The organism is Azoarcus sp. PA01 (genome assembly GCA_001274695.2).
Classification (GTDB): Bacteria; Pseudomonadota; Gammaproteobacteria; order Burkholderiales; family Rhodocyclaceae; genus Aromatoleum.
Window position 1 is genome coordinate 82,355 of record LARU01000005.1, and the last position, 25,930, is coordinate 108,284.

Sequence of the window (25,930 nt, forward strand, 5' to 3'; positions counted from 1 at the left end):
TCCCCAATGAAGAAGCGCACTTTCATCCAGTTCACCCTCGCCGCGGCGGCCTGCGCCGCCCTCGGCACCGCCGTCGCCGCCGACCCGATCCGCATCGGCGCGGTGCTGTCGGTCACCGGCCCGGCCGCCTACCTCGGCGATCCCGAGCTGAAGACGCTGCAGATGTACGTCGAGGCGCTGAACAAGAACGGTGGCGTGCTCGGTCGTCCGCTCGAACTCGTGCATTACGACGACGGCAGCGAGTCGGGCAAGGCCAACGGCTTCACCAAGCGCCTGATCGAGAACGACAAGGTCGACCTGATCATCGGCGGCACGACCAGTGGTGCGACGATGGCGATGGCGCCGCTGGTCGAACGCGCGCAGGTCCCGTTCATCTCGCTCGCCGGCGCGGTCGTCATCGTCGAGCCGGCGAAGAAGTGGGTGTTCAAGACCCCGCACACCGACCGCATGGCCGCCGAGCGCGTCTTCGACGACATGAAGAAGGCGGGCCTAACGAAGGTTGCGTTGCTGTCCGAGAACAGTGGCTTCGGCCAGTCCGGGCGCAAGGAAGCGCAGGCCGTCGCCGGGAAGTACGGCATCACGCTCGTCGCGGACGAGACCTACGGTCCCAAGGACACGGACATGACGGCCCAGCTCACCAAGATCAAGGGTGTGCCGGGGGTGCAGGCCGTCTTCGTGTTCGGCCTCGGCCAGGGGCCCGCGGTCGTGACGAAGAACTTCGCGCAGCTGGGCATCAAGCTGCCGCTGTATCAGTCGCACGGGGTGGCCTCGGACGAGTACATCCGGCTCGCCGGTGCCGCGGCCGAAGGTGTGCGCCTGCCGTCGCCCGCATTGCCGGTCGCTGCGAAGCTGCCCGCGACCGATCCGCAGAAGAAGGTGGTCAGCGATTACGCCAAGCTATTTGCCGAGCGCTGGAAGGCGGAACCCTCGACCTTCGGCGGCTATGCCTACGACGGCCTGATGCTCGCGACCGACGCGATGCGTCGTGCGGGCTCGACCGACAAGGGGAAGGTGCGTGACGCGCTCGAAGCGACGACGAATTTCGTCGCGACGAGCGGGGCTTTCAACATGTCCGCATCGGACCACATGGGACTGAGCCTCTCGGCTTTCCGCATGCTGGAAATACGCAACGGTGACTGGACGCTGCTGAACTAAGCCCAGCCCTCCTGTGCTCGACACGCTCGCCCGGGTTTCCCCGGGCAGCGTAGCTCCGTTCGTCCCGAAATCCGAAGGAGGCATTCCGTGCTGTCCGAACTTCTGCAGTTCCTCTTTTCCGGCCTCACCGTCGGCGCGATGTACGCGCTGGCCGCGGTCGGCTTTTCCCTGATCTACAGCGCCTCCGGCGTGATCAACTTCGCGCAGGGCGAGTTCATCATGCTTGGTGGCATGTCTGCGGCGCTGCTCGTGCAGGCGGGCGTCCCGCTGCCGCTGGCGATCTCGCTCGCGGTGCTCGTCGCGACGGTGGCCGGCCTCATCGTCGAGAAGCTCGCGATCGAGCCGGCCGGCAACTCCGAAGTCGTCACGCTCGTCATCATCACGATCGGCGCGTCGCTGACGCTGCGCGGCCTCGTGGAAGTGTTCCTCGGCAAGGGCAACCATGCGCTGCCGGCGTTCTCCGGCGAGGAGCCGATCGCGATCCTCGGTGCGACGCTGATGCCGCAGAGCCTGTGGGTCATGGGCGTGACGCTCGTCGTGGTCGTCGCTCTCGCGCTCTTCTTCGGCCGCACCGCGCTCGGCAAGGCCGTGCTCGCGACCTCGTGCAACAAGCTCGCGGCGCAGTTGGTCGGCGTCAACACCCGCTTCATCCTGCTGCTCGCGTTCGGCCTGTCGGCGGCGCTCGGTGCCGTGGGCGGCATCCTCGTCGCGCCGATGACCTACACCAGCTACGACGTGGGCATCATGATAGGCCTCAAGGGCTTCGTCGCGGCGGCGCTCGGCGGGCTCGGCAGCGGAATCGGCGCGATCGTCGGCGGCCTGTTGCTGGGCGTCGTCGAGGCGATGACCGCCGGCTACATCTCGTCCGCCTACAAGGACGCGATGCCTTTCGTGCTGATCCTTCTCATCCTCTTCTTCCTGCCGCAGGGCCTGTTCGGGAAGAAGACCACCGACCGGGTATGACGATGAAACCGACCACACGCGGATTCCTGTTCCTCGCGTTCGTGCTGGCGGTGCTGCCGCTGGCGCTGCCGAACGCCTACTACTACGACCTCGCGATCCGTATCGCGATCAACGCCAGCATCGCCGTTGGCCTCAACCTGCTGATAGGCTACACCGGCCAGATCAGCCTCGGCCACGCCGGCTTCTTCGGCATCGGCGCCTATGCGTCGGCGATCATGACGAGCCGCTACGGCTGGCCGTCGGCGGTCGCGCTGATCCTCGGGGCGGTGGCGACCGCAGTCCTCGCGTTCGCGGTCGCGCGTCCGATCCTGAAGCTCAAAGGGCATTACCTGGCGATGGCGACGCTCGGGCTCGGCATCATCCTGTCGATGGTGATCGTCAACGAGACCGACTTTACCGGCGGCCCGGACGGCATGCCGGTCGATGCGTTCACCGTGTTCGGCGTGCAGATCGTCGGCGAGCAGACCTGGTATGCAGTCGTCGCGGTGATGCTGCTGCTCGTCACGCGCGCCGCGCTGAACCTCATCGACGCGCCGGCGGGCCGTGCGCTGCAGGCGATCCATGGCTCCGAGATCGCGGCGCGTGTCGCGGGCGTCGATACCACTTCGTTCAAGGTGCGCGTCTTCGTCCTCTCGGCTGTCGTCGCGAGCGTGATGGGCAGCGTCACGGCCCACTACGTCGGCTTCCTGACGCCGGGCGTCGCCGGCTTCTTCCATTCGATCGAGCTCGTCACGATGGTCGTGCTCGGCGGCATGGCGTCGGTGTTCGGCTCGATCCTCGGCGCGGTCGTGCTGACGCTGCTGCCGCAGCTGCTGTCGGCGTTCGAGGGCTGGGAGACGGTGGTCTTCGGCCTGATCCTGATGCTGACGATGATCTTCCTGCCGCGCGGCATCGTCCCGACGCTGCGCCTGAAGTTCGCCGGGAGGGCCGCGTGATGCTCGAAGTGCGCAACCTCTCGAAGACTTTCGGCGGCGTGAAGGCGGTGCAGGACGTGTCCTTCACCGTGCGCGGCGGAACAATCCACGCCGTGATCGGCCCCAACGGCGCCGGCAAGACGACGCTTTTCAACCTCATCACGGGCATCTACACGCCGACCAGCGGGGAAATCCTGTTCGACGACGCACCTGCGGGGGGCGAGAGCCCCGACCGCCTCGCGCGCCGCGGCATGAGCCGGACCTTCCAGAACCTGCAGGTGTGCATGAACATGAGCGCGATCGAGAACGTCATGGTCGGCGCCCACCTGCGGCTGGGCTCCAGCCTGCTCGCCGGCCTGTTCCGGCTGCCCGGGCTGGCGAAGGCCGACGCCGAATGCCGCGACGAGGCCGCGCGCCTGATGGAGTTCGTCGGCGTCGGCCAGTATCGCGACACCCACGCCAGCCAGATGTCCTACGGCGCGCTGAAGCGCCTCGAGATCGCGCGCGCGCTCGCGGCGAAACCGAAGCTGCTGCTGCTCGACGAACCGGCCGCAGGCCTCAACCACACCGAGACCGCCGAGATCGAGGCGCTGATCCGCAAGGTCGCGGATTCTGGCGTCACGGTCGTCCTCGTCGAGCACGACATGAAGCTCGTCATGAACCTGTCCGACCACATCCTCGTGCTCGACTACGGCCGCAAGCTCGCCGAAGGCACGGCCGCCGAGATCCGCGACAACCCCGACGTCATCGCCGCCTATCTCGGCGCATCGGCCTGAAGGAGCCCTCCATGGAAGTTCTTGAATCACGGATGCTGGCGATCGACGTCATCCAGGCGGAGCACCGCGGGATGTGGCGCGTCGCGACGGCCCTCGACGCGCTGGGCGAAGCCATTGCCGCCGACCGCGACGCGCGGGCCGCCGCCGCGACGACGGTCGAGCTGCTGGAATACCTGGACGTGTACATCGACCGCATCCACCACCGCAAGGAAGACGAGTTCCTGTTCCCGGCCCTGCGGCGCAGGGATCCGGCTGCGGCGGAAGCCATCGCCCGGCTCGAAGCAGAGCACCGCGACGGCCCGGCCCACCGCGACCGCGTCCATGCACTGGCGGTGACGTTCCGCGAGGGCCGACGCGGCGACCAGCAGGTCTTCCTCGACGCCTTGCGCGAGTTCGCCGAGCACCTGCGCCAGCACATGCGCTTCGAGGAAACGACGGTCATTCCCTCCGCACGCCACGCGCTGACGCCCGAGGACTGGGAGCGCATCGACGAAGCCTTCGCGGCCGACGAAGATCCGCTGTTCGGCAGCCGCGCCCGTGGTGAGCTCGACATGCTCAAGGCCCGCATCATCGCGCTCGCGCCCGAGCCCGTCGGTCTCGGCGGCCGGCGCGAGACGCCGTCCTTCCTCGCCCCCGCCCAGCCGGTGCGCGAAACCGTCCTCGAGATCCGCGGCTTGACCTCGCACTACGGCCGCATCCAGGCGTTGCACGGCATCGACCTCGACGTGAAGCAAGGCCAGCTCGTCGCGCTGGTGGGTGCGAACGGCGCCGGCAAGACGACGCTGCTGCGCACGATCTCCGGCGTGCAGCCCGCTTCTAGCGGGGCGGTGCGCTTCCGGGCGAGGACATCACGCGTCTCGCCCCGGAAAAACGCGTGCGCGCCGGCATCTGCCAGGTGCCCGAAGGGCGGCAGGTGTTCGGCCCGATGAGCATCGAGGACAACCTGCGCCTGGGTGCCTACGTCCGCCATGATCGCGAGATCGAGCAGGACCTCGAGCGCATGTACGGCATCTTCCCGATCCTGAAGGAGAAGCGCGCGCTGCCCGCGGGGACGCTCTCCGGCGGGCAGCAGCAGATGCTCGCGATGGCGCGCGCGTTGATGGGACGGCCGAAGCTGCTGCTGCTCGACGAGCCTTCGATGGGCCTTCGCGCCCCTGCTCGTCGAGGAGATCTTCCGCGTCATCCGGCGCCTCAAGGCCGAAGGCATCACGATCTTCCTCGTCGAGCAGAACGCGCACGCCGCATTGGCGATCGCCGACATCGGCTACGTCGTCGAGACCGGCCACACGATTCTCAGCGGCCGGGCCCCGAGCTGCTGCACGACGAACAGGTGAAGAAGGCTTATCTGGGCATGTGATGCCCGTCACGAATAAATTGGGAGAAATACCGTGTCCGACCTCCACGATTCAAAGGACAAGCTTGGTGAACCGCTGGTACTCGCCGAGCGCCGGGGCCGCGTCGGCTTGCTCACGCTGAACCGCCCCGACCACCTAAACGCGCTGAGCGATGCCCTCATCGACCTGCTCGGCGACGAGCTCGAGGCGATGGACGCCGACGAGTCGATCGGCGCGATCGTCATCGTCGGTGCGGGCAAGGCCTTCGCGGCCGGGGCCGACATCGACGCGATGGCGGACTGGAGCTACATGGACGTCTACAAGACGAACTACGTGTCGCGGAACTGGGACCGGCTCGCTCGCGTCCGCAAACCGGTCATCGCGGCGGTTCGCGGCTTCGCGCTCGGGGGCGGATGCGAGCTGGCGATGACCTGCGACATGATCATCGCCGCTGAAGACGCTCGATTCGGCCAGCCCGAAATCCGCCTCGGCGTGCTGCCGGGCGCGGGCGGCACGCAACGGCTGCCGCGCGCGGTCGGCAAGGCGAAGGCGATGGACATGTGCCTGACCGCCCGGATGATGGATGCGCAGGAAGCCGAGCGTGTCGGACTCGTGTCGCGCATCGTCCCCGCCGAGCGCCTGCTCGACGAAGCGCTCGAAGCCGCCGCGCGGATCGCTGCCTTTTCCCTCCCGGTCGCGATGATGATCAAAGAGTCGGTGAACCGCGCCTTCGAATCGGGCCTGTCGGAAGGCCTGCTATTCGAGCGACGGAGTTTCCACGCGACCTTCGGGCTGCAGGACCAAAAGGAAGGCATGGCGGCCTTCGTCGCCAAACGCAGCGCGATCTACACCCATCGCTGAGCCGAATGCCACTGTTCGTGCGCCTCGTCGACGGTGTCGCCCTCGACGCGGCGCGGGAAGCGAAGACTGCGTCCCGCCTGCGGACCGACTGCAGCCCGCACCAGTGCCGGACGCGATCCACAGCGTCCACGCCGTTCCGTACACATTGACCGGCAAGAAGATGGAGATTCCGGTCCGGAAGATCGTGATGGGCGTGCCTCCGAAAAGGCGGCCAGTTGCGATGCGATGATGAACCCGGCTTCGCTCGACTGGTACATCGGGTTTGCGGGAGAACGCGCCCGCGCGGCAGACCTTGCGGGAAACGAACGCACCGTCTGATCGAGCTTCTTGCTTCCGCCGAGCTACGCCAATCGGCGTAACTTCTGGCGTAGGTTTAGGGTTTCAGGACTTACGAGCCATCAACGGGACGGAAACACCCTGCCAAGAGGAGTACCAGCGGATGAAGAAGAACCTCGAATGACGATCCAGGAGCAGTTGTTTCCCGCCACGGGCATGCCGGACAGGGACTGGTGGCATGCCCTGTGGCCCGACCCTGATGGTGTCGTCAAGGCCGTGCGCATCGAGCAAGGGATGACGGTCGTCGATCTGGGCTGCGGCGACGGTTATTTTACGGCTGCCATCGCCCGGCAGGTGGGTTCGGGGCACGTCATCGGTTTCGACCTCGATCCGGTCATGCTGAAGCAGGCGCAAGCGGCGTGCGAGGGGATGGCGAATTGCGACTGGCTGCTGGGGGACGCCATGGCGCTGAGCTGTCTGCTGGATGCGCCCGCAGACTATGTGCTGATCGCCAACACCTTCCACGGCGCGCCGGACAAGACGGCACTGGCCCGCGAAGTCGCTGCGGCCTTGAAGCCCAACGGCCGCTTCGTCATCGTCAATTGGCATTCCCTGCCGCGCGAACAAACGACCGTCCTCGGCCAGCCGCGAGGCCCCAAGACAGAAATGCGCATGTCGCCGGAACAAACCCGCACGGTGGTCGAGCCGGCCGGCTTCAAGCTGGAAACGCTGGTCGAGCTGCCGCCCTACCACTACGGGGCAGTTTTCATCCGCACCCACCGGGAAAGGTGAGCAGTGAGTCCCATTGTCCTGGAGTCCGTGTTGACGTGCCCACACTGTGGATTCGCCCGGCAGGAAACCATGCCGACCGACGCCTGCCAGTTCTTCTACGAGTGCCGAAACTGCAAGGCGCTGCTGCGCCCCAACCCCGGCGACTGTTGCGTGTTCTGTTCCTTCGGCTCGGTGAAATGCCCGCCGATTCAGGCGCAGCTGGCCTGAAAAGGCTGGACGACAGCTTGCAAATCGATCTGGACATTGGTGGTGGAATTTCAGCGCTTCTTGGCTTGGCCGGCTGCTCCCGCTCACACGGGGCCATTAAGAATCTATCCGTAAATTATATTGACGCTGAGCGGCACCTTGCGAAAGGCGATGATGGCAGCGGCCAGATGATTGAGGGCGAGGAAGCTGCGTTCGAGTTTCTCGTAGCGCACGAGCAGTTTGCGAAAGCGGTTGAACCAGCTGTGGCAGACCTCGACCACCCAGCGCCTGGCCTTCTTTTTCGGATTGCGACGTTTCATGGCGGCTTCCTTGCGGCGATTGACCACATGAGGGATATAGCCGTGCGCCTCGATGGTTTGACGGTTCCCCGCACTGCGATATCCAGCATCGGCACACAGGTGCTTGTGTCGCCGCCGCGGCGGGTTCTTGCGCTTGATCATGATGGCGCTGAGCACCTCTACGAGCCGCTTGCCATCATTGACGTTGGCCCCGGTCACGATGAGCGACAACGGGACGCCACGGCCGTCGACGAGCAGATGACGTTTGCTCCCCTTTTTTCCCCCGATCCGTCGGGTTGGGCCCCACGGCTTCTTGTGCCAGAGGCGCTTTCATCATCGCCCCATCCACGCTTTGCCAGCGCCAGGCAATGCCTTCCATCTCGTCGTACTCGGCCAGCCCAGCCTGCCACAGCGCTTCGAACAGCCCCGCCTTCTCCCATTGGAGAAAGCGCTTGTGCACCGCGCTGGCGCTGCCGAATCGCTCCTTGGGCAAGGCCTTCCATTGGCAGCCCGTGCGCAGCACATACACAATGGCTTCGAACACCAGTCGTGGCGGCTTGGGCGGGCGCCCAGCCCCCGGTTTGCGCACGTACCGCTTGCCCGGAGAGGGCGCGCGTTGCGGAATCAGTGGCTCCACACGCTCCCAGAACGCATCGGTCACCTCCCACGATTGAACTCGCCCGGTCATACCCTCTCCCCAACAACGCGGCAACTGCGGCTTCAGGGAGAGTATATCTATTTACGGATAAGTTCTAAGGAGACGCTGATTTATTCGGACACCGTGGACCCGTGCTGCCGATGCGTTTGAGATAATTCTTTCAGCCCACGCCCCCGAGACTGAGCATGCAATCGAGCTTTTCCGACCTTGAGTACGCTGCGAAGAAGAAGCTGACGCGGCGCGATCGGTTCCTGGCCGAGATCGAGGCGGTAACGCCTTGGTCGGCGTTGGTGGCCGAACTCGAACCGCACTATCCGAAGGGAGAAGGCCGCGGTCGTCCGCCGATCGGGCTCGAGCGAATGCTGCGGATGTACGTGGCGCAGCAGTGCTTCGGGCTGTCGGACGAAGGGATCGAGGACGCTGTCTACGACAGCCAGTCGATCCGCCGTTTCATCGGCATCGATCTGGCGCGCGAGTCCGCTCCGGATGCGACGACGCTGCTCAAGTTCCGGCGCCTGCTCGAGACGCACGGGTTGACGCGCAAGATCTTCGAGACGATCAACGCCCACCTTGCACAGAAAGGCTTGATGATGCGTGAAGGCACCATCGTCGATGCCACGCTGATCGCCGCGCCGCCCTCGACGAAGAATCGCGAGCAAGCCCGCGACCCGGAGATGCATCAAGCCAAGAAAGGCAAGCAGTGGCACTTCGGCATGAAGGCGCACATCGGTGTCGATGCCGATTCCGGTCTGGTCCATACCCTGGTCGGCACCGCGGCCAACGTCGCGGATGTCACCCAGGCGCATGCGCTGCTGCACGGCGACGAGACCGATGTGCTCGGCGACGCGGGCTATCAGGGCGTGCACAAGCGCGATGAGAACAAGGGCCTCTCGATCGACTGGCACGTGGCGATGCGCCCGGGCAAGCGCAAGGCGCTGGGCACGAGCCGTCTCGACCGGCTGCTCGAGCAGTATGAACATGCCAAGGCGCGCATCCGGGCAAAGGTCGAGCATCCTTTCCATGTCGTGAAGAACCTGTTTCGTCACCGCAAGACGCGTTACCGCGGGTTGGCGAAGAACACCGCGCAGTTGTTCTCGCTCTTCGGGCTCGCCAATCTGGTCCTGGCGCGTCGGCGATTGCTCGTGCCCGACGCCCGCAGTGCGTCCTGAATGATGAAAATCGAAGAACGCACATTGAACCCGCCCCGGAAAGCTCTCCGCGCGAGCAATTCCGCGAACGATCCGATCAAATTCTCGGAGCAAACGTTGCCACGGCCGATCATCGACGACGGGTTCGTCATTTGTTCAGCGTCTCCCTAGGTACACCGCGGCAGAAGATCGCGCCCAGTCGACTCGAACAGCCGGCCGAAACTTGGGCTCGCCCCGCTATGGCCGACCAAACGCGCGGCCGCCCAAGCACCGGCCATGGCACTGGAAATAACCGGGATGCCGAGCTCGCACTCAAGAGGAACCGTGACCCCCAGGGTCTGGAGCCCACCACAGGACAGCAGCAGGGCGTCGACCGGTTGAGCCGTTCCCGCCCGCACCCCGATCTCCATTAACCGCCCGGCGCCAACGCTGGGCACGTCCTCGACACGCTCGATATCGAGCGAGTCCAGCACCGCCACCTCGAAACCAGCAAAGCGCAGGAAGTCGGCAAGCCTTTGGTTGACCGCCTCCACATAGGCGGTGGCAACGGCGATGCGGCTGGCGCCGACCGCGCGCAGCGCCTCGACAATCGCGTTGCTCATGGTGGTTGCCGGACGCCCCCCAGCGGCTTCCATGATGTGCACCAACTCGTCATTGAAGGTCGGTCCCCTATAGAAACTGAGCGAGGTGCCCATCATGATTACGGCGTCGGCGCCATCCGCCACCAGGCGGCGGGCAAGTTCGCCGGTCCTGTCGATAACGGCCTCATATCCCTCCGGCGTCATCTTCTCAAGCCCGAGGCCGGCCGAGAGAAAGCGCACCTCCCGGCCATAAAGAACGGGCGGTTCAGGAGGTATGGCACCGCTTGCGGGCGGCACGATTAGTCCCACGGTGGGCAAATGCCTCATGACTGGTCCCCTATTTAGCCTTTTCCCCGACCACGCGCCGACGGACGCGCGGCAAATTCGCAGCGGCCGGCCCCAGAATGCGAAGCACATCATTCACTCATCGCGAATTCGCGGTGTCGGAGAAGACCGGTATGGGCGACGGCCGGTACGACCCGACACGGGTGTTCGACACAGCTCGTCAGCTGGCGGGCGAGGTGATTGCCTTAGATATGCGTGAAATCTCCTGGCAGCAGGGCACCCTCATCAACACAGTACTGTTCGCTGCGATGGTCGGTTCGGACTGCCTGCCATTTCCATGCGAGGCGTGCGACGGTGCAATCTAGCGATCGGGCAAGGGGGTCGAGACCAGTCTGCGTGGTTTCGACGCGGGCGCGCCCGCGCAGGCATGACAGCGACAGCGCGGGCCGATAGTCAGGCGCGCATTGCGGCCGACCTGGCTCCGGTGAGCGATTTGCCGCGGGCGGTAGGCGGCGTGGCTGCGGAAGGCTACGCGCAGGTGCGCGACTACCAGGATGGGGCATATGCGTCACGTTGCTTGCAGCGGCTGCGCTCAGACTGTCTCAAGGCAGGCGATGCAGATGAAGTCGGTACCGAAGTCGCGCGTCACCTTGCTGTGGATGACATACGAGGATGTCGTTCGTGTTGCTGAACTGAAAACTCGTCGTTCGCGGATCGATCAGATGCGTGCTGAAGTAGGTGCACGGCTGGTCGAGCCGGTATATGTCACGGAGTTTCTGAAGCCGCGCTGGAGGAAATTCGGGCGGTGCTGCCAGCAGGCCTTGGGCAGTGGATCGAGCCGATGTTGAAGAGCGCGCGACTTGTCAATGGCATGGGCTTGCGATTGCGATTGCGATTGCGATTGCGGACAGACACTGTGTCCGGTTTCGCACTCTTAGCCCTGCTGCGCTGCTTGAAACCCTTACGGCCGCCAAGCCTGCGCTTTGCCCAGGAGCAACAGGTAATGGAGCGCTGGCTGGCGGCTGTAGAGCGAGACGCAGAGCGTAGTCCATCGTTGGCGCTGGAACTCGCACGCTGCGGCCGATTGATCAAAGGCTATGGGACACTGCCGAGCGTGGCCATCGCAGCATGCGCTTGATCCTCGAACTGCTGGAGCAGAATGGGGGCGACCCCGAAAGGCTGTCCGAGCGGGTGACCGCTGCCCATGTCGCCGCACTCGCGGACTCGGAACGTCGCGACGTTGCCCTTGCGCTGGATAGGCCCGTACCACAACCGCGGGCGGTGCCGGTACGGATCGTCCGCGGTAATATGGCCGAGGGCTTCGTTCCCATGCAATCTGTTTTACGTCAAAATGTTTTATATAAACCTATAACTATTCACCAAAGTGAGGAGACAAGACATGAACAAGCACACTTTCGTCTACGGTTTCGCTATGACTCTCGGCTTGGCTGCCGCATTGCCGGCGGTCGCCGCGGACAAGCAGGTGGAGCTGCGTTTGGCACACTGGCTGCCGGCGCAGCATGCGCTCGTGAAAACCGGCTTTGCGCCTTGGGCAAAATCCGTGGAAGCCGCGTCGGGTGGCAGCATCAAGGTGATGTCCTTCCCCGCCCAGCAACTCGGCAAGGCGGCGGACCACTACGACATGGCGCGCGACGGCATCGCCGACATGAGCTGGGTCAGCCCCGGCTACCAGGCGGGCCGCTTCCCGATCTTCGCAGCAAGCGAACTACCCTTCCAGGCGAGCACGCCGGGTGCGGGGTCCGCTGCGCTCGACGCCTGGTATCGCAAATACGCGGCCAAGGAGATGGCCGACGTCAAGCTCTGTTTCGCCCACATGCACATTGGTACGCTGCATTCCAAGGCCCCGATCACCGACCCAAACCAGATCCGCGGCATGAAGATCCGTCCGGCCAACGGCACGGTGGCGCAGATGGTGACCCTGCTCGGCGGCAGCAACGTGCAGGTGTCGGCGCCGGAGTCGCGCGACGCGCTCGACAAAGGGGTGGCCGACGCCATCACCTTCCCGTGGAATTCGCTGATCACCTTCAACGTGCACAAGGCGGCCAAATTCCACACCGACATGCGGCTTGAATCGCCCCGGGTTTCGCGGAGGCCGTTTTGTGTGAGTCAGGCGGCGACCGCCTGCTCGCCAAGGCTGCGGTAATAGTTTGCCTCGGCTTCGGCTGGGGGAATGTACCCGATCGGCTCAAGTAACCGGTGATGGTTGAACCACGAGACCCATTCGAGGGTGGCCAGCTCGACCGCTTCGACGCTTTTCCAGGGCCCACGCCGGTGAATGACTTCTGCCTTGTAGAGCCCGTTGATGGTTTCGGCGAGCGCGTTGTCGTAGCTGTCGCCCCGGCTGCCGACCGACGGCTCGATGCCCGCTTCTGCCAGTCGCTCGCTGTATCGGATCGAGACGTACTGCGAGCCGCGATCGCTATGATGAATCAAAGCATTACGTTCGGGTTGGCGCGCCCACAGGGACTGTTCCAGCGCATCGAGGACGAACTCCGTGCGCATGGACCGGCTGACGCGCCAACCTACGATGTAGCGGGCGAAGACGTCGATGACGAAGGCGACGTACACGAAACCCTGCCAGGTCGAGACATAGGTGAAGTCGGAAACCCAGAGCTGGTTCGGGCGCTGCGCGGCGAACTGACGATTGACGCGATCGAGCGGACAAGGAGCAGCAGGATCCGGCCGGGTAGTCCGCATGACCTTGCCGCGCATGGCGCCGCGCAGCCCTTTGACACGCATCAACCGCTCAACCGTGCAGCGGGCGACCTCAAGGCCTTCGCGCCGCAACTGCCGCCATACCTTGCGCGCTCCATACACCTGCAGATTCGCCTGCCAGATCCGCTCGATGTGGTCCTCCAGCATCGCGTCGCGACGGGCCCGCGCACAGCGCAAAGCCGGATCGCGCCGGCGCGCCACGGCACGTCGATAAGCCGACGGGGCGACCTGCAGCACCTTGCAGATCGGCTCGACCCCGAAGTGCTCGCGGTGCGTGTCGATGAAACCGTTCATCACTTGTTGCGGCGGTCGAGCTCCGCCTGCGCGAAATACGCGCTGGCCAGGCGCAGGATCTCGTTGGCCTTCTTCAGCTCGCGGACCTCGCGCTCGAGTTCCCTGATGCGTTGCTGCTCGGCGTTCGTGAGCCCCTCGCGCTGGCCGGTGTCGCGCTCATGCTGGCGAACCCACCGGCGCAGTGTCTCCGCCGTGCAGCCAATCTTTGCCGCGATCGAGACGATCGCCGCCCACTGGGATTCGTACTGACCCTTGGCCTCACACACCATACGCACGGCGCGCTCGGTGACCTCGGGGGAGAACTTCGCTGTCTTTTTCATGGGCTCCATCTTCTCAAGAGTTGGAGCCTCCGCAAAACCCGGGGCGATTCAGCTTTACAACGCTTCCTTCGTGTGGGTGATGAACAAGGGCTGGTACGACCAGCTCTCGACCGCGCAGCGCCAGGTGATCGACGACCACTGCAACAACGAGTGGGCGGCCAAGGTCGGCACCGCCTGGGGCGACGAGGAGGATTCCGGCGCGGCCAAGCTTGCCGAGATGGGCGGGGGCCAGACCATCGTCAAGCTCACGCCGGACCAACTGGACAAATGGAAGAAGGCAGTGACGCCGGTGTACGACATGTGGGCCAAGGCGATGCCTGCTGGAAGCGCTGATCCGGTCGAAGTGCTCGACGAATATCGGCGGGAGTTGACCGCTCGCAACGCCGCATACTGAGCGGAGGACACCATGAAAACGCTGCTCGCGGCGACTGAAACGGTGGCCGCGGTCTTCCTGCTGCTGATCGCGCTACTCACCACCACCAACGTGCTCAGCCGGGAACTGCTGGGCGTGACGATCCCCGACTGGTTCGACGGTTCCCAGCTGTTGCTGGGCGTCGCGCTGTTCTGGGGGATGGCGATCGCCAGCTACCGCGGCGGGCACATCTGTGTCGATATCCTCTGGGAGCACCTGGGGCCCCCTAACCGACGCCGGCTGGACATTCTCGCCGCTGCGGTCTGCGCGGCGTTCCTGCTGCCGCTGGCATGGATGGTATGGGTCAAGGTCGGCGGCGTTGGTACGCAGTCGACCTCGGACCTGCGTCTTCCGCTGCTGGGCCCCTATGCGATCGCCGCCGCTGGCATAAGTTGCGGCGCCTTGCTGGCCTGTGCACGTCTTATCGAATTGCTGATGAATCACGTTCGAGGCGAGGAGGAACAGCATGGATCGTGATCTCGTCGCCCTCGGGGGCTTCGTTCTGATGTTCGTGCTGATGGTGCTGCGCATCCCCGTCGGCATTGCGATGGGCGTGGTCGGCGTACTCGGCTTTGGCGTCCTGTCTGGCGTGGGGCCGGCACTCAACCTGCTCGCCAACGTGCCGCTGTCCGTCGTGACGGACTACAACCTGTCGGTGATTCCGATGTTCATCCTGATGGGCGCATTTGCGTCAAGTTCGGGCATGAGCCAGGAACTGTTTCATTCTGGCCGAGGCTGTGTAAAAACGGTTCAACCTGCGCTGCCCGGCGTCCGCGTCGGCAGGACTCTTGGCAATTCAAGTCATTCGCTGGCGGCGAGGCGGCGTTATTGAGGACGTAATAGACCTGCTTCAGGCCCGCATCGCTGCCATCAGTGCCTCGTTTCCCATCAGATTCATTACTCGCTTCAGGTTGTACGCCAGAACGTGCAAACTCATCTCCGTTCGGACGCGTTCGAGGCCCTTGGTCAGAAAGTGGGTCGCGCCCATCCACGCCTTGAGGGTGCCGAAGGGGTGTTCGACCGTCCGACGTCGGATACGCATACTGTCCGGCGCTTTATCGAGCCGCGCCTGCATGACCTCCAGCTCTTCCTCATGCACCCAGCGGCTCACACGCCGATAGTCACTCGGGGTGCATTGGTGCTTGAGGGCACATCGCGGGCAGGATGAGCTCCAGTAGCGATTCATCGTCAGCCTCGCCTCGACTCGCGCAAAGCGCCAGATCAGGCGCTCGCCGGCTGGACAGACGTACTCGTCGTTGTCACGGTCGTACACGAAGTCTGCCCGGTCGAACCGCCCCTCGGCTTTCGCGTTGGAAGTCGTGCTTTTCGGAACGAGCGGCACGACGCCGGCTTTGTGGCAGGCGAGGATTTCCTCGCTCTTGAAATAGCCCCGATCGGCGATTGCCGTGAGGTACTCCACTCGCATCGCCTTGCGGGCCTGCTTGCCCATCTTGCTCAGTTGATCTCGGTCCAGCCCGTCGTTGGTTACCTCGTGGGCGACGATCAGGTGGTTCTTGGTCTCGACGGCCGTCTGCACGTTGTAGCCGACGATGCCCGTGCCCCGCGTCTTCATCGAGCGGGCGTCGGGATCCGTGAGGGAAACCTGCTTGTCGGGCGCGTTCTCGAGCTGCACGCCGATCGCTTCGAGTTCCTTCATTCGCGCCTTCAGCGTCGTAATCTTGTCCTGCAGTCGCTCCTTCTTCGCCTGGGCCACAGCCGGCTCTTGCCGGTCAGCGCTGTCCATCTCGACCAGGTAGCGCTCGATGCTCGATTCGATCTCTTCCATGCGCCGTTGCAGCTTGGCGCTGGTGAAGTTGCGATCGCGGTTATTGACTGCCTTGAATTTGCTGCCGTCGATCGCGACCACCGCTTCGGCGAACAGTCCCAGTTCGCGGCACAGCACGACGAACTGGCGACAGACGCCACGGATGCCCTTCGGATTGTCCTTGCGGAAGTTGGCGATGGTCTTGAAGTCGGGCGTCAGGCGTCCGATGAGCCACATCAACTCCAGGTTGCGCTGAGCTTCGCGCTCCAGGCGCCGACTCGACTGGATCCGGTTCAGGTAGCCGTAGATGTAGAGTTTGAGGAGCGCGGCCGGATGGTAGGCGGGGCGTCCGGTGGCCGCTGGATCGACGCCAGCGAAGCCCAGCTTGCGCAGATCAAGCTCATCGACGAAGACGTCGATCACCCGTACCGGATTTGTCTCGGCGACAAAGTCATCCAGACTCTCGGGTAGTAATGCGCTCTGTGTCCGGCACTGTCCTTCGATGAATCGTTTCATGGCACCCGATCACCCTGACAACAATGCCAATATCATGCCATAAGAGGCGTTTTTACACAGCCTCGGCCGAATGTGGTTCGGACACCGCCGCGGCGGCTTGGCGTACGCGTCCATTGCCGCTTGCGGCGGGTTCGCGGCGATCAACGGCTCGTCGGTGGCGACCGCCGCGACGATGACTCAGGTTGCTTTGCCGGAGATGCGCAAGGCGGGTTATGCACCAAGCTTCGCTGCAGGACTCATCGCTGCCGGGGGCACATTGGGCATCATGATTCCGCCTTCGGTCATCTTCGTACTGTATGGGATCATGACCGACACCGACATTACGCAGCTCTTCGCGGCCGGGGTCGTGCCAGGTTTGCTGGGCGTCCTCTTCTACTTCCTTCTGGTGCAGTACCTCGGGTGGCGCAGTCCGGCCAGCATGCCGGTCGGTAAGCGTCATGGCTGGGGCGAGCGCGTGCGTACTTCAGTCGGCCTGTGGCCCGTGATTCTGCTCTTCGTGTTGGTGCTCGGCGGCGTCTACGCTGGCTACTTCACGGTGCAGGAAGGGGCGGGCGTGGGCGCGATGGGCACGTTGGCAATCGGGCTGGCGCGGCGGCGCCTCGGCTGGAGGACGATTCGGCAGTCCCTGATTGATTCGCTACGCATCTCGTCGTCGATCATGTTCATCGTCGTCGGCGCCTTCCTCTTCGGCTATTTCCTCACCATTACGCAGTTCACCCAGAATGCGGTCGAGTTCCTGGTCAATCTGCCGATTGGTGCCTACGGGGTACTGGCGGTGGTGCTGGTCGGCTACTTCCTGCTCGGCGCGGTGATGGACGAACTGGCGATGGTCCTGCTGACGGTCCCCATCGTGTTTCCGGCGATGATCGAGCTGGGCTTCGATCCGGTGTGGTTCGGCGTGATCACGGTGATGGCGGTGACCTTCGGGATGATCATGCCACCGGTCGGAATCAACGTCTTCGTCATCAATTCAATTGCACGCGACATTCCGCTGGGCAAGGTCTATTCCGGTGTAATGCCGTTCGTGGCGGTTGATGTGGCCAGGCTGGCCATCCTGTGTGCGTTCCCGGTGCTGTCGCTGTGGCTGCCGCATTTGATTGCATGATGAGCACCGCCGGATCCGTCCGGCGGATCATCCATCGATTCGGGAAAGCAGATGAAGCTGAATGTTGAAAATCACCGTCGCGCAGCTCGGCGGGCGCTGCCCCGTTTCGCCTTTGATTACGTGGATGGCGCGGCTGAGCGCAACGACTGCCTGCGCCGCAATGCCGACGATCTGTCCCGTCTTGCGCTGCTGCCACGAGTTCTGCGCGACACGGCAACACTCGATACGCGCATCGAAGTCTTCGGCGAGATCTGGCGCCGGCCTTTCGGCATCGCGCCGATGGGGTTTAACGGGCTCACCCGCCCGGGCGGCGACTGCATGCTCGCGCGTGCGGCGGCTGATGCGGGCGTTCCTTTCGTGCTCTCGACCGCATCGAATGAGCGATTGGAGAAGGTTGCCGAGCCGCAGCGCGCGTTGAACTGGATGCAGCTCTATGTCATGCGCGAACGCAGCATCGCCGAGCAGATGGTACGCAGGGCTAAGGCGAGCGGTTATGGCGCCCTGGTGCTCACGGTTGATGTGCCGGTCAGCGGGTACCGCGAGCGCGACGTGCGCAACGGTTTCCAGCTGCCGTTCCGACCGACTCCGGCCACGCTCGCGGACTTGGCCATGCACCCGCGGTGGTTGTGGCGCTTCTTGCGCAGCGGCATGCCGGCTTTCGTCAATCTCGCCGAGCGCGAAGGCGAAGATTCGCTGGCGCTGCAGGCGGCGCTCCTGAGCCGCGAGATGGACCGCAGCCTGTCGTGGGACTGTCTCGGCTGGCTGCGCCGGCTGTGGGACGGCCCGCTGGTGCTGAAGGGCATCTTGCATCCCGAGGATGCGCGTGAAGCGGTCGCACGCGGCATCGACGGACTGATCGTCTCCAACCATGGCGGCCGACAGCTCGACGGAGCAGCATCGACAATTGGCGCCGTGACACGGGTGCTCGATGCGGTGGAAGGACGCATTCCGGTTTTCGTCGACAGCGGTTTTCGCAGCGGCCTCGATGTCGCGAAGGCCCTCGCGATGGGGGCACGAGCCGTCTTTCTCGGACGCCCATTGTTGTATGGATTGGCCAATGATGGCGAAGCGGGCGCAAGCACCATACTGGGACTGATCGGCACGGAGCTTGAGCGGGCGATGATTCTGTCGGGTGCAAGCCGAGTTGAGGGGCTGGATCGGGGGTGCCTGGTTCGGGTTGATGACTATTGGTGTAACGCGGGATTGTCGCGTCCGAACCGTGCAAAGGAGAAATGATGGTGGAACTTGCGTCACTTCAAGGAGCGGCCTGAGTGGAGCGAGTCGTCGCGCGCACTGTGAATGTGCCGTTGGAATACCCCGTGCGCACGAGCGTCGGCGGCGTTGCCACTTCGCCCCTGTACTGATCGATCTGCACTTGGACAACGGGATCGTCGGACATGCATATGTCTTCACCTACACCCCCCTCGCACTCGAAAGCACGCAGAATCTGGTGCAGTCGCTCGGCGACGAACTCGTCGGTCAGACACTCGCCCCTGTGGAGTTCGAGACCCTATTCGCGCGCCGCCTGCGGCTACTCGGCCGCACTGGCCTCGTCACGATCGCCTGCGCCGGCTTGGACATGGCAACCTGGGACGCGCTCGCCAAGTTGCATGACTTGCCGTTGGCCGCATTGCTCGACGGACGTGTGAAGCCGGTCCCTGCCTACGACAGTCATAACATGGATGGCGAGGAAATTGGTCTTCTGCGTGCCGGTCGTGCCATGGAGGCGGGATTGCGGGCGATCAAGATGAAGATCGGCTACCGCGACCTTGCCGAGGATTGCCACATCGTGGAGCTGATCCAGCGCCAGATCGGCGACGACATCGCGTTGATGGTGGATTGCAACCAGTCGCTGTCCGTGCCCGAAGTGATGCACCGCATCCGTACGTTGCAGCCTTATGGGCTCGCCTGGGTGGAAGAGCCAACACTGCAGGAGGACTACGCTGGCCACGCACGGATTCGCGCTACAGGGGGCATGCCCATACAAATGGGCGAGAACTGGTGCGGAGTGGGAGAAATGCAGTGGGCGCTCGATGCCAATGCGTGTGACCTAGTCATGCCGGACGTGATGAAGATCGGCGAAATGGCTGGTCGGCTGAAGGCGGCGACGCTGGCTGAACTGCGAGGCCTACCGATGTCGAGCCACATCTTCCAGGAGATCAGTGCGCACCTGCTGGCGGTGACGCCAACAGCACACTGGCTGGAGCGGATGGGCCTTGCCGACCGCATCCTGCGGGACCCTTGCAATTCGAGAATGAGTCCGCCGTTGTGTCCGACGCCCCTGGTACCGGAGTGTCTTGGAAGGAGTCGGAGGTGGCGCGTGACCTCGCGTAACGAAGTGTGCCTACGGGCCGCGTGTTCCGGATTCTGTTGCGCACGCCTGCGGGTCGTTTTTGGGCGCCCTGTAGCCGCCAACCAAGGGACGTCGATTCTTTGTTTGTGTGAGCGTCGCGGTTCACCCGCGGCTCGGCGCCCCTCAGCCGTGTTCGGTAATTATGCCGCCAGGCCGTCGCGCGCGTGCCTTAGAGCGCGTACGGTCAGGGATGGCCGCGCTTTGTCGCGCCGATCGGCAGCCGCTATTTGATGATCCGCGGGGATATGAGTGGCTCGACCCGATTCGTCTGCTAGGCGGTGACGATCTCAGTGAGAACGAGCTGGCGGTGGTGGACAAACCGGCGCAGCGTGAGGATCTCGCCAAGCATATACAACCATCCGCGAGTCGATCCATACGGCCAGCTCGGGCCCGCTATGCGGCATACTGTCATCGCGGATAAAGTCGGTATAGGTATAGCTATACTTATACAACCAGTCAAAGATTTTTAGCGGCTAAAATTAAGAACACGCAGATAAGAGGCCGGAAGCCCTTGTACAACTACATTTTCTTCACGAACATGCTGCGCGTCCTTGACGAACTGCACATGACTAAGCAGGAGCTGGCGGATAAGTCGGGCGTTTCCATCTCTTTCCTCTCCGATATCACCACCGGCAAGGGCAACCCTTCATTGAAGGTGATGGAGGACATTGCCAAGGCGTTGCAAACGCCACTTCCGCTAATGTTGGAATCGACAGACTTGGACCCGGCCTCCTTGGAAGCCTTGGCTGGTGAAAAGGTAGCCAGCAGTCTCCCACCCGGCTATGTGCGGGTAGCGGTGGTACTACCGGAGCATCAAGCGTTCATCGTGAAAAAGTGGGCCGAAACGGCCCGGAAGAAGCTTACGAAGGCGTAACGCCAGAAAGGCAAGGCAACACGAAAGTCTGAAAGCCGCATTTTAGCGGCTAAAGCGCGCCGGGGGCCCGATCCTGGAACCCCACGTCCACAGCAAATCCCACAGAAACACGTGGTGGCACCCCCCGGGTGCTTTGTCGGATTCTTCCCTCATTTTGCCCTAATCATGTCGCGTAACCGACAGAAACGATTTCGTCAAATCGTTTCAATTCGTTTCCCTTTCGACATAAATATATTTCGATATATCGTTCAGTGCTAGGATCCAGAGAAATGACATCCTAGGCAGGCGGAAACGATGACCGAGCACAAGGAAGCGATCAGCATAAAGGAACGTGCGAAGCGCAAGCTCGAACGAGACATGGGGCCGGAGTTCCTTGCCGCGCTGAGCGACCCCAAGACCGTCGAAATCATGCTCAATGCCGACGGCAAACTGTGGCAGGAAAAATTGGGTGAGCCGATGCACTGCATCGGCTCAATGCGCGTTGCGCAGGCGCAGGCGATCATCGAGACCATCGCCGGCTACCACGGCAAGGAAGTCACGCGCCAGAAGCCGATCCTCGAAGGCGAATTGCCCTTGGACGGCTCACGCTTCGCTGGCCAGATCCCTCCAGTAGTGCCCGCCCCGATCTTTGCCATTCGTAAGAAGGCCGTCGCCATCTTCACCCTCGAGCAGTACGTCGAAAGCGGCGTGATGACCGCTGGGCAGCGCGACGTGCTGATTGAGGCAGTCCGCGCGCATCGCAACGTCCTCGTGATCGGCGGGACCGGCAGCGGCAAGACCACGTTGGTGAACGCCCTCATCAACCAAATGGTGATCAATGACCCGACCGAGCGGGTTTTCATCATCGAGGACACCGGAGAAATTCAGTGCGCCGCCGAGAACTACGTCCAGTACCACACCAGCCTCGACGTGAGCATGACGGCGCTGCTCAAAACCACCCTGCGTATGCGTCCCGACCGAATCCTGGTCGGAGAGGTACGCGGTCCCGAAGCCCTTGATCTCTTGATGGCCTGGAACACCGGTCATGAAGGAGGTGCCGCCACCCTTCACGCCAACAATGCGAAAGCCGGCCTTGATCGGCTCGCAATGCTCATCAGCATGCATTCCGACTCTCCCAAGCCCATCGAACCGCTCATCGGCCAAGCGGTTCATGTGGTCGTCCACATCGCCCGATCCGAAGGCGGCCGCCGCGTCCAGGAAATTATCGAGGTATCGGGTTTCGACCACGGCCGCTACATCACCAAAGCGCTTTAAAGGAGTAACCCCCATGCAAGTCGCAGTGCCCTCGTTCCGCCTCGATCGCAACGCCGTCTTCTATCTCGGTCTGCTCGCTCTTCTGGCCTTCTTCCTGCTGGCGCCGCATTCGGCCTTCGCCTCTGAAGGAACGGGCGGTTCGCTCCCGTATGAGAGTTGGCTGACCAACCTCCGCAACTCCGTCACCGGTCCGGTCGCGTTCACACTGGCCCTCATCGGCATCGTCGTTGCCGGCGGCATCCTGATCTTCGGCGGAGAACTCAACGGCTTCTTCCGCACCTTGATCTTCATCGTCCTGGTCATGGCCCTGCTGGTCGGGGCGCAAAACATGATGAGCACCTTCTTCGGGCGTGGCGCGGAAATCGCGGCTGCGTCCGATGACACGATCCAGCACGCCAAGCTGGCCGCCTCGGTGGTCCTCAACAAGCAGGCTGGATAAACATGGCCCTGCGCACCATTCCCATTCGCCGGGCCGGTAACCGAGAAAACCTGTTCATGGGCGGGGATCGTGAGCTCGTGATGTTCTCGGGGCTGCTGGCCGGGGCACTGATTTTCAGCGCGCAAGAAATCAGGGCAACGGTGTTCGGGATTGCCTTGTGGTTCGGGGCGCTCTTCGTTCTCCGCCTCATGGCGAAGGGCGATCCGAAGATGCGCCACGTCTACCTGCGGCACCGCCGCTACAAGGCGTATTACCCCCCGCGCTCGACGCCCTTCCGGGAAAACACGACAAGCCAAGGGAAGCAATACAAATGATTGAGACAATTGCAATCACCATTGCTGGCCTCGGGACCGTCTTGTTGCTCATCCTGGTTGCCCGCATTCGCTGGGTCGATGCCGAATTGCAGCTCAAGAAGCATCGTTCCAAAGACGCGGGCTTGGCCGACTTGCTCAACTACGCCGCCGTGGTCGATGACGGCGTGATCGTGGGCAAGAACGGCTCCTTTATGGCTGCGTGGTTGTATCGGGGAGATGACAACGCCAGCAGCACCGATGAGCAGCGCGAAATGGTGTCCTTCCGGATCAACCAGGCTCTGGCCGGCCTCGGTTCCGGTTGGATGGTGCATGTGGACGCCGTGCGTCGGCCGGCGCCTAACTATTCGGCAAAGGGGATCTCGCATTTCCCGGATGCCGTATCGGCCGCGATAGACAAGGAGCGGCGCCGGCTGTTCGAGGGCCTGGGCACGATGTACGAGGGGTACTTCGTACTGACGCTGACCTGGTTCCCGCCGCTCCTCGCGCAACGCAAGTTCGTGGAACTGATGTTTGACGATGAGGCCTTCGCTCCCGATCACAAGACGCGGACGATGGGGCTCATCGAGCAGTTCAAGCGCGAAATCACGGCCATCGAAAACCGCCTGTCTTCGGCCGTCAAACTGATGCGGATGCGCGGCCAGAAGGTGGTCAACGAAGACGGCTCCACCGTCACCCATGATGACTTCCTGAGCTGGTTGCAGTTTTGCATCACCGGGCGGCATCACCCGGTCCTGCTGCCCAGCAATCCGATGTACCTGGATGCCGTGATCGGCGGACAAGAGCTGTGGGGCGGGGTGGTGCCCAGGATCGGTCGCAACTTCGTCCAGGTTGTCGCCATCGAGGGCTTTCCCCTGGAGTCCACCCCCGGCGTCTTGACCGCCTTGGGCGAGCTGCCGTGCGAATACCGTTGGTCGAGCCGGTTCATCTTCATGGACCAGCACGAGGCCGTGAAGCACCTGGACAAGTTCCGTAAGAAGTGGCGACAGAAGGTACGCGGGTTCTTCGATCAGGTCTTCAACACCAATACCGGCCCGGTCGATCAGGACGCCCTGTCGATGGTGGGCGACGCCGAAGCGGCGATTGCCGAAGTGAATAGCGGTCTGGTCGCGGTCGGCTATTTCACAGGCGTTGTGATCCTGATGGACGAGGATCGAGACAAGCTCGAGGAATCGGCCCGGCTGGTCGAGAAGTCCATCAATCGCCTAGGCTTCGCAGCGCGCATCGAGACCATCAACACGCTCGATGCCTTTCTCGGCAGCCTTCCCGGTCACGGCGTCGAGAACGTGCGCCGGCCCCTCATCAACACGATGAACCTGGCGGATCTGCTCCCGACCTCATCCATTTGGACCGGCCACGCCGACGCGCCGTGCCCGCTCTATCCGCCCCTGTCGCCGGCCCTGATGCATTGCGTTACTCATGGGGCTACACCGTTCCGCCTCAACCTGCATGTGCGCGACATCGGCCACACATTCATGTTCGGCCCGACCGGCGCCGGCAAGTCCACGCACTTGGCGCTGATCGCCGCGCAGCTCCGGCGCTACGCCGGCATGACCCTCTACGCCTTCGACAAAGGCATGTCCTTGTACCCGCTGACCAAGGCGGTCGGCGGGCTGCACTTCTCAGTGGCGGCCGACGATGAACGCCTGGCCTTCTGCCCGCTCCAGTTCCTCGACACCAAGGGCGATCGTGCCTGGGCGATGGAGTGGATCGACACCATCTTGGCATTGAACGGGGTCGAAACAACGCCGGCCCAGCGCAACGAAGTTGGCCACGCGATCATGAGCATGCATCGTAGCGGCGCCCGCACGCTCTCGGAGCTCTCGGTGACGATCCAGGATGAAGCGATCCGCGAGGCGATCAGGCAGTACACGGTGGACGGCACGATGGGCCACCTGCTGGACGCCGAAGAGGATGGCTTGTCCCTCGCCGACTTCACCACCTTTGAAATCGAGGAACTGATGGACCTCGGCGAGAAGTACGCGCTCCCGGTCCTGCTGTACCTGTTCCGCCGCATCGAGCGCAGCCTGAAAGGCCAGCCGGCCGTCATCATCCTGGATGAAGCGTGGTTGATGCTCGGTCACCCCGCATTCCGCGCCAAGATCCGGGAATGGCTCAAGGTGCTGCGTAAAGCCAACTGCCTCGTGCTGATGGCGACACAGAGCCTTTCCGACGTGGCCAACAGCGGCATCCTCGACGTGATCGTGGAATCTACCGCGACCAAGATCTTCCTGCCCAACATCTATGCCCGCGACCAGGACACGGCGGCTCTGTACCGCCGCATGGGCCTCAACACGCGTCAGATCGAAATCCTGGCGACCGCCATTCCGAAACAACAGTACTACTACGTTTCCGAGCATGGCCGCCGCCTCTATGACCTCGCCCTGGGGCCGTTCGCCCTGGCCTTCGTCGGTTCCTCCGACAAGGAATCGGTTGCCCGCATCAAGAGCCTTGAAGCCAAGTTCGGCGATCAATGGGTGCATGAGTGGCTGGCGGGGAAGGGCCTGAACCTCAATGACTACCTGGAGGCCGCATGAGCATCGCTGACACGATGAAGGGCTTGATCTTCAAGAAGACCGAGCTGAACGGCGATCCCCTCGATCCCCGCAACTCCGGCGCCCCGATGGTCGGCGGCCGCCGCGAGGGGAAGGTCGAGAACCCCTATTTGGCCGCTCGCCGCACTTGGAACGATCACGTCGGGTCGATCGTATCCCAGCGCCAGACTTGGCAGGTCATCGGCATCCTGTCGCTGCTCATCGCCCTGGCCGCCGTCGGCGGCGTGATCCACCTCGGGAGCCAGTCGAAGTTCATCCCCTATGTAGTGGAAGTCGACAAGCTCGGCCAGATGGTGGCCGCCGGCCCGGTCACCGCAGCCGCCAAAGCCGATCCACGCGTCGTTCACGCGTCGGTGGCTGAGTTCATTGGAGACGCCAGGATCGTGACGCCCGACGTGGCCTTGCAGCGCAAGGCCGTGTTCCGAGTGTACGCGAAGCTCTCTCCGAACGATCCCGCGACCGCAAAGATGAACGAGTGGCTGAACGGCCACCCCGAGGCCAGCCCTTTCAAGCGGGCGGAAAAGGAAATGGTCAACGTCGAAATCAAGACCGTCCTCCAGCAGTCGCCCGACACCTGGCAAGTGGATTGGGTGGAAACCAGCCGCGACCGACAAGGCATCGTGAAGGGCCAGCCCGTCACGATGCGCGCCCTGGTCACGGTGTACACGGCCGAAGTCTCCAGCCAAACAACAGACGAGCAGTTGCGGAACAACCCCATGAGCGTATTCGTCCGCGACTTTTCTTGGTCACGCATTCTCTGATTTAGGG

General features: G+C 63.3%; 25 protein-coding genes, 4 pseudogenes and 1 other annotated feature. Of the genes and pseudogenes, 25 read left to right on the plus strand and 4 right to left on the minus strand.

The features are described 5' to 3' along the window. The first annotated feature begins 6 nt into the window (after positions 1-6). From PA01_19660 to PA01_19705, 10 genes and pseudogenes are all read left to right on the plus strand, one after another. Positions 7-1,155 (plus strand): ABC transporter substrate-binding protein, encoded by a 1,149-nt coding sequence (locus PA01_19660; protein KAI5912035.1) that lies wholly within the window; start codon positions 7-9, stop codon positions 1,153-1,155. A gap of 87 nt (positions 1,156-1,242) precedes the next feature. Beyond that, positions 1,243-2,118, plus strand: coding sequence for a branched-chain amino acid ABC transporter permease (locus PA01_19665; protein ID KAI5912036.1), 876 nt, complete (start codon positions 1,243-1,245; stop codon positions 2,116-2,118). Between the two features lie 2 nt (positions 2,119-2,120). After that, positions 2,121-3,053 (plus strand): branched-chain amino acid ABC transporter permease, encoded by a 933-nt coding sequence (locus tag PA01_19670; GenBank protein ID KAI5912037.1) that lies wholly within the window; start codon positions 2,121-2,123, stop codon positions 3,051-3,053. Beyond that, a complete protein-coding gene (locus PA01_19675; GenBank protein KAI5912063.1) occupies positions 3,053-3,808 on the plus strand; it encodes an ABC transporter ATP-binding protein in 756 nt (251 codons plus the stop codon). The genes PA01_19670 and PA01_19675 overlap by 1 nt, the downstream gene beginning before the upstream one ends. A gap of 71 nt (positions 3,809-3,879) precedes the next feature. After that, positions 3,880-4,194, plus strand: a pseudogene (locus PA01_19680) (hemerythrin domain-containing protein). Positions 4,195-4,452: 258 nt separating this feature from the next. Beyond that, positions 4,453-5,165, plus strand: a pseudogene (locus tag PA01_19685) (ABC transporter ATP-binding protein). A 73-nt stretch (positions 5,166-5,238) separates the two neighbouring features. After that, positions 5,239-6,003 carry an enoyl-CoA hydratase gene (locus PA01_19690; protein ID KAI5912064.1) on the plus strand — a complete coding sequence of 255 codons (765 nt, stop codon included), beginning with the start codon at positions 5,239-5,241 and terminating at the stop codon, positions 6,001-6,003. Positions 6,004-6,008: 5 nt separating this feature from the next. Next, positions 6,009-6,321 (plus strand): annotated as a pseudogene (locus tag PA01_19695) (hypothetical protein). 138 nt (positions 6,322-6,459) lie between these two features. Further along, positions 6,460-7,071 (plus strand): class I SAM-dependent methyltransferase, encoded by a 612-nt coding sequence (locus PA01_19700; protein KAI5912038.1) that lies wholly within the window; start codon positions 6,460-6,462, stop codon positions 7,069-7,071. 3 nt (positions 7,072-7,074) lie between these two features. After that, a complete protein-coding gene (locus PA01_19705) occupies positions 7,075-7,278 on the plus strand; it encodes a hypothetical protein (GenBank protein KAI5912039.1) in 204 nt (67 codons plus the stop codon). A gap of 104 nt (positions 7,279-7,382) precedes the next feature. Here the strand turns inward: PA01_19705 and PA01_19710 are convergent. Further along, positions 7,383-8,244, minus strand: a protein-coding gene (locus PA01_19710) for an IS5 family transposase (protein ID KAI5912040.1) whose coding sequence is annotated in 2 segments (ribosomal slippage) — positions 7,383-7,830 and positions 7,829-8,244 — 864 coding nt in all. Because the reading frame shifts where the segments join, the coding sequence is not laid out codon by codon here. Positions 8,245-8,399: 155 nt separating this feature from the next. On the opposite strand from PA01_19710, the gene PA01_19715 reads away from it, so the two are divergent. Beyond that, complete coding sequence (locus PA01_19715) at positions 8,400-9,383, plus strand: IS5 family transposase (GenBank protein ID KAI5912041.1); 984 nt, start codon at positions 8,400-8,402, stop codon at positions 9,381-9,383. 146 nt (positions 9,384-9,529) lie between these two features. Here PA01_19715 and PA01_19720 read toward each other — a convergent pair whose 3' ends face one another. Beyond that, positions 9,530-10,270, minus strand: coding sequence for a hypothetical protein (locus PA01_19720; protein KAI5912042.1), 741 nt, complete (start codon positions 10,268-10,270; stop codon positions 9,530-9,532). Positions 10,271-10,383: 113 nt separating this feature from the next. Here PA01_19720 and PA01_19725 point away from each other — a divergent pair, with 113 nt between their 5' ends. Together PA01_19725 and PA01_19730 are read left to right on the plus strand one after the other, a co-directional pair. Next, the gene (locus PA01_19725) at positions 10,384-10,593 is read left to right on the plus strand and encodes a hypothetical protein (protein ID KAI5912043.1); all 210 of its coding nucleotides are present in this window, start codon (positions 10,384-10,386) and stop codon (positions 10,591-10,593) included. Between the two features lie 1,034 nt (positions 10,594-11,627). Beyond that, on the plus strand, positions 11,628-12,392 hold the full coding sequence (locus PA01_19730; GenBank protein KAI5912044.1) for a TRAP transporter substrate-binding protein: 765 nt from the start codon (positions 11,628-11,630) through the stop codon (positions 12,390-12,392). Here the strand turns inward: PA01_19730 and PA01_19735 are convergent. Beyond that, positions 12,356-13,578, minus strand: a protein-coding gene (locus tag PA01_19735; GenBank protein KAI5912045.1) for an IS3 family transposase whose coding sequence is annotated in 2 segments (ribosomal slippage) — positions 12,356-13,296 and positions 13,296-13,578 — 1,224 coding nt in all. Because the reading frame shifts where the segments join, the coding sequence is not laid out codon by codon here. The two genes, PA01_19730 and PA01_19735, sit on opposite strands and share 37 nt — an antisense overlap. Continuing rightward, positions 13,184-13,300 (minus strand) — a sequence feature (AL1L pseudoknot). Its footprint overlaps the gene before it by 117 nt. Positions 13,579-13,657: 79 nt before the next feature. Between PA01_19735 and PA01_19740 the strand changes: the two genes are divergently transcribed. The 3 genes and pseudogenes from PA01_19740 to PA01_19750 all read left to right on the plus strand — a co-directional run bounded on the left by PA01_19740 (position 13,658) and on the right by PA01_19750 (position 14,723). Next, on the plus strand, positions 13,658-13,972 hold the full coding sequence (locus tag PA01_19740) for a hypothetical protein (GenBank protein KAI5912065.1): 315 nt from the start codon (positions 13,658-13,660) through the stop codon (positions 13,970-13,972). 12 nt (positions 13,973-13,984) lie between these two features. Further along, on the plus strand, positions 13,985-14,467 hold the full coding sequence (locus PA01_19745; protein KAI5912046.1) for a TRAP transporter small permease: 483 nt from the start codon (positions 13,985-13,987) through the stop codon (positions 14,465-14,467). Continuing rightward, a pseudogene (locus PA01_19750) lies at positions 14,457-14,723 on the plus strand (TRAP transporter permease). The gene PA01_19745 and the pseudogene PA01_19750 overlap by 11 nt, the downstream one beginning before the upstream one ends. Before the next feature lie 117 nt (positions 14,724-14,840). Here the strand turns inward: PA01_19750 and PA01_19755 are convergent. Further along, positions 14,841-16,271 (minus strand): IS1182 family transposase, encoded by a 1,431-nt coding sequence (locus PA01_19755; protein ID KAI5912047.1) that lies wholly within the window; start codon positions 16,269-16,271, stop codon positions 14,841-14,843. A 70-nt stretch (positions 16,272-16,341) separates the two neighbouring features. Here PA01_19755 and PA01_19760 point away from each other — a divergent pair, with 70 nt between their 5' ends. The 9 genes from PA01_19760 (at position 16,342) to PA01_19800 (ending at position 25,923) form a co-directional block, all read left to right on the plus strand. After that, entirely contained in the window at positions 16,342-17,376 is a 1,035-nt protein-coding gene (locus PA01_19760; GenBank protein KAI5912048.1) for a TRAP transporter large permease, read from the plus strand. Positions 17,377-17,427: 51 nt separating this feature from the next. Then, on the plus strand, positions 17,428-18,612 hold the full coding sequence (locus PA01_19765; GenBank protein ID KAI5912049.1) for an alpha-hydroxy-acid oxidizing protein: 1,185 nt from the start codon (positions 17,428-17,430) through the stop codon (positions 18,610-18,612). 139 nt (positions 18,613-18,751) lie between these two features. Then, positions 18,752-19,960, plus strand: coding sequence for a mandelate racemase (locus PA01_19770; GenBank protein KAI5912050.1), 1,209 nt, complete (start codon positions 18,752-18,754; stop codon positions 19,958-19,960). A 280-nt stretch (positions 19,961-20,240) separates the two neighbouring features. Then, on the plus strand, positions 20,241-20,603 hold the full coding sequence (locus PA01_19775; protein KAI5912051.1) for a transcriptional regulator: 363 nt from the start codon (positions 20,241-20,243) through the stop codon (positions 20,601-20,603). Between the two features lie 294 nt (positions 20,604-20,897). After that, a complete protein-coding gene (gene trbB / locus PA01_19780) occupies positions 20,898-21,857 on the plus strand; it encodes a P-type conjugative transfer ATPase TrbB (GenBank protein KAI5912052.1) in 960 nt (319 codons plus the stop codon). 13 nt (positions 21,858-21,870) lie between these two features. Then, positions 21,871-22,296, plus strand: coding sequence for a conjugal transfer system pilin TrbC (trbC, locus tag PA01_19785; protein KAI5912053.1), 426 nt, complete (start codon positions 21,871-21,873; stop codon positions 22,294-22,296). Between the two features lie 2 nt (positions 22,297-22,298). Next, on the plus strand, positions 22,299-22,610 hold the full coding sequence (locus PA01_19790) for a conjugal transfer protein TrbD (GenBank protein KAI5912054.1): 312 nt from the start codon (positions 22,299-22,301) through the stop codon (positions 22,608-22,610). Then, positions 22,607-25,144, plus strand: a complete 2,538-nt coding sequence (locus tag PA01_19795; protein KAI5912055.1) for a VirB4 family type IV secretion/conjugal transfer ATPase — start codon at positions 22,607-22,609, stop codon at positions 25,142-25,144. The genes PA01_19790 and PA01_19795 overlap by 4 nt, the downstream gene beginning before the upstream one ends. Then, positions 25,141-25,923, plus strand: a complete 783-nt coding sequence (locus PA01_19800; protein KAI5912056.1) for a conjugal transfer protein TrbF — start codon at positions 25,141-25,143, stop codon at positions 25,921-25,923. Before PA01_19795 ends, PA01_19800 begins: the two co-directional genes overlap by 4 nt. Positions 25,924-25,930: the final 7 nt, after the last annotated feature.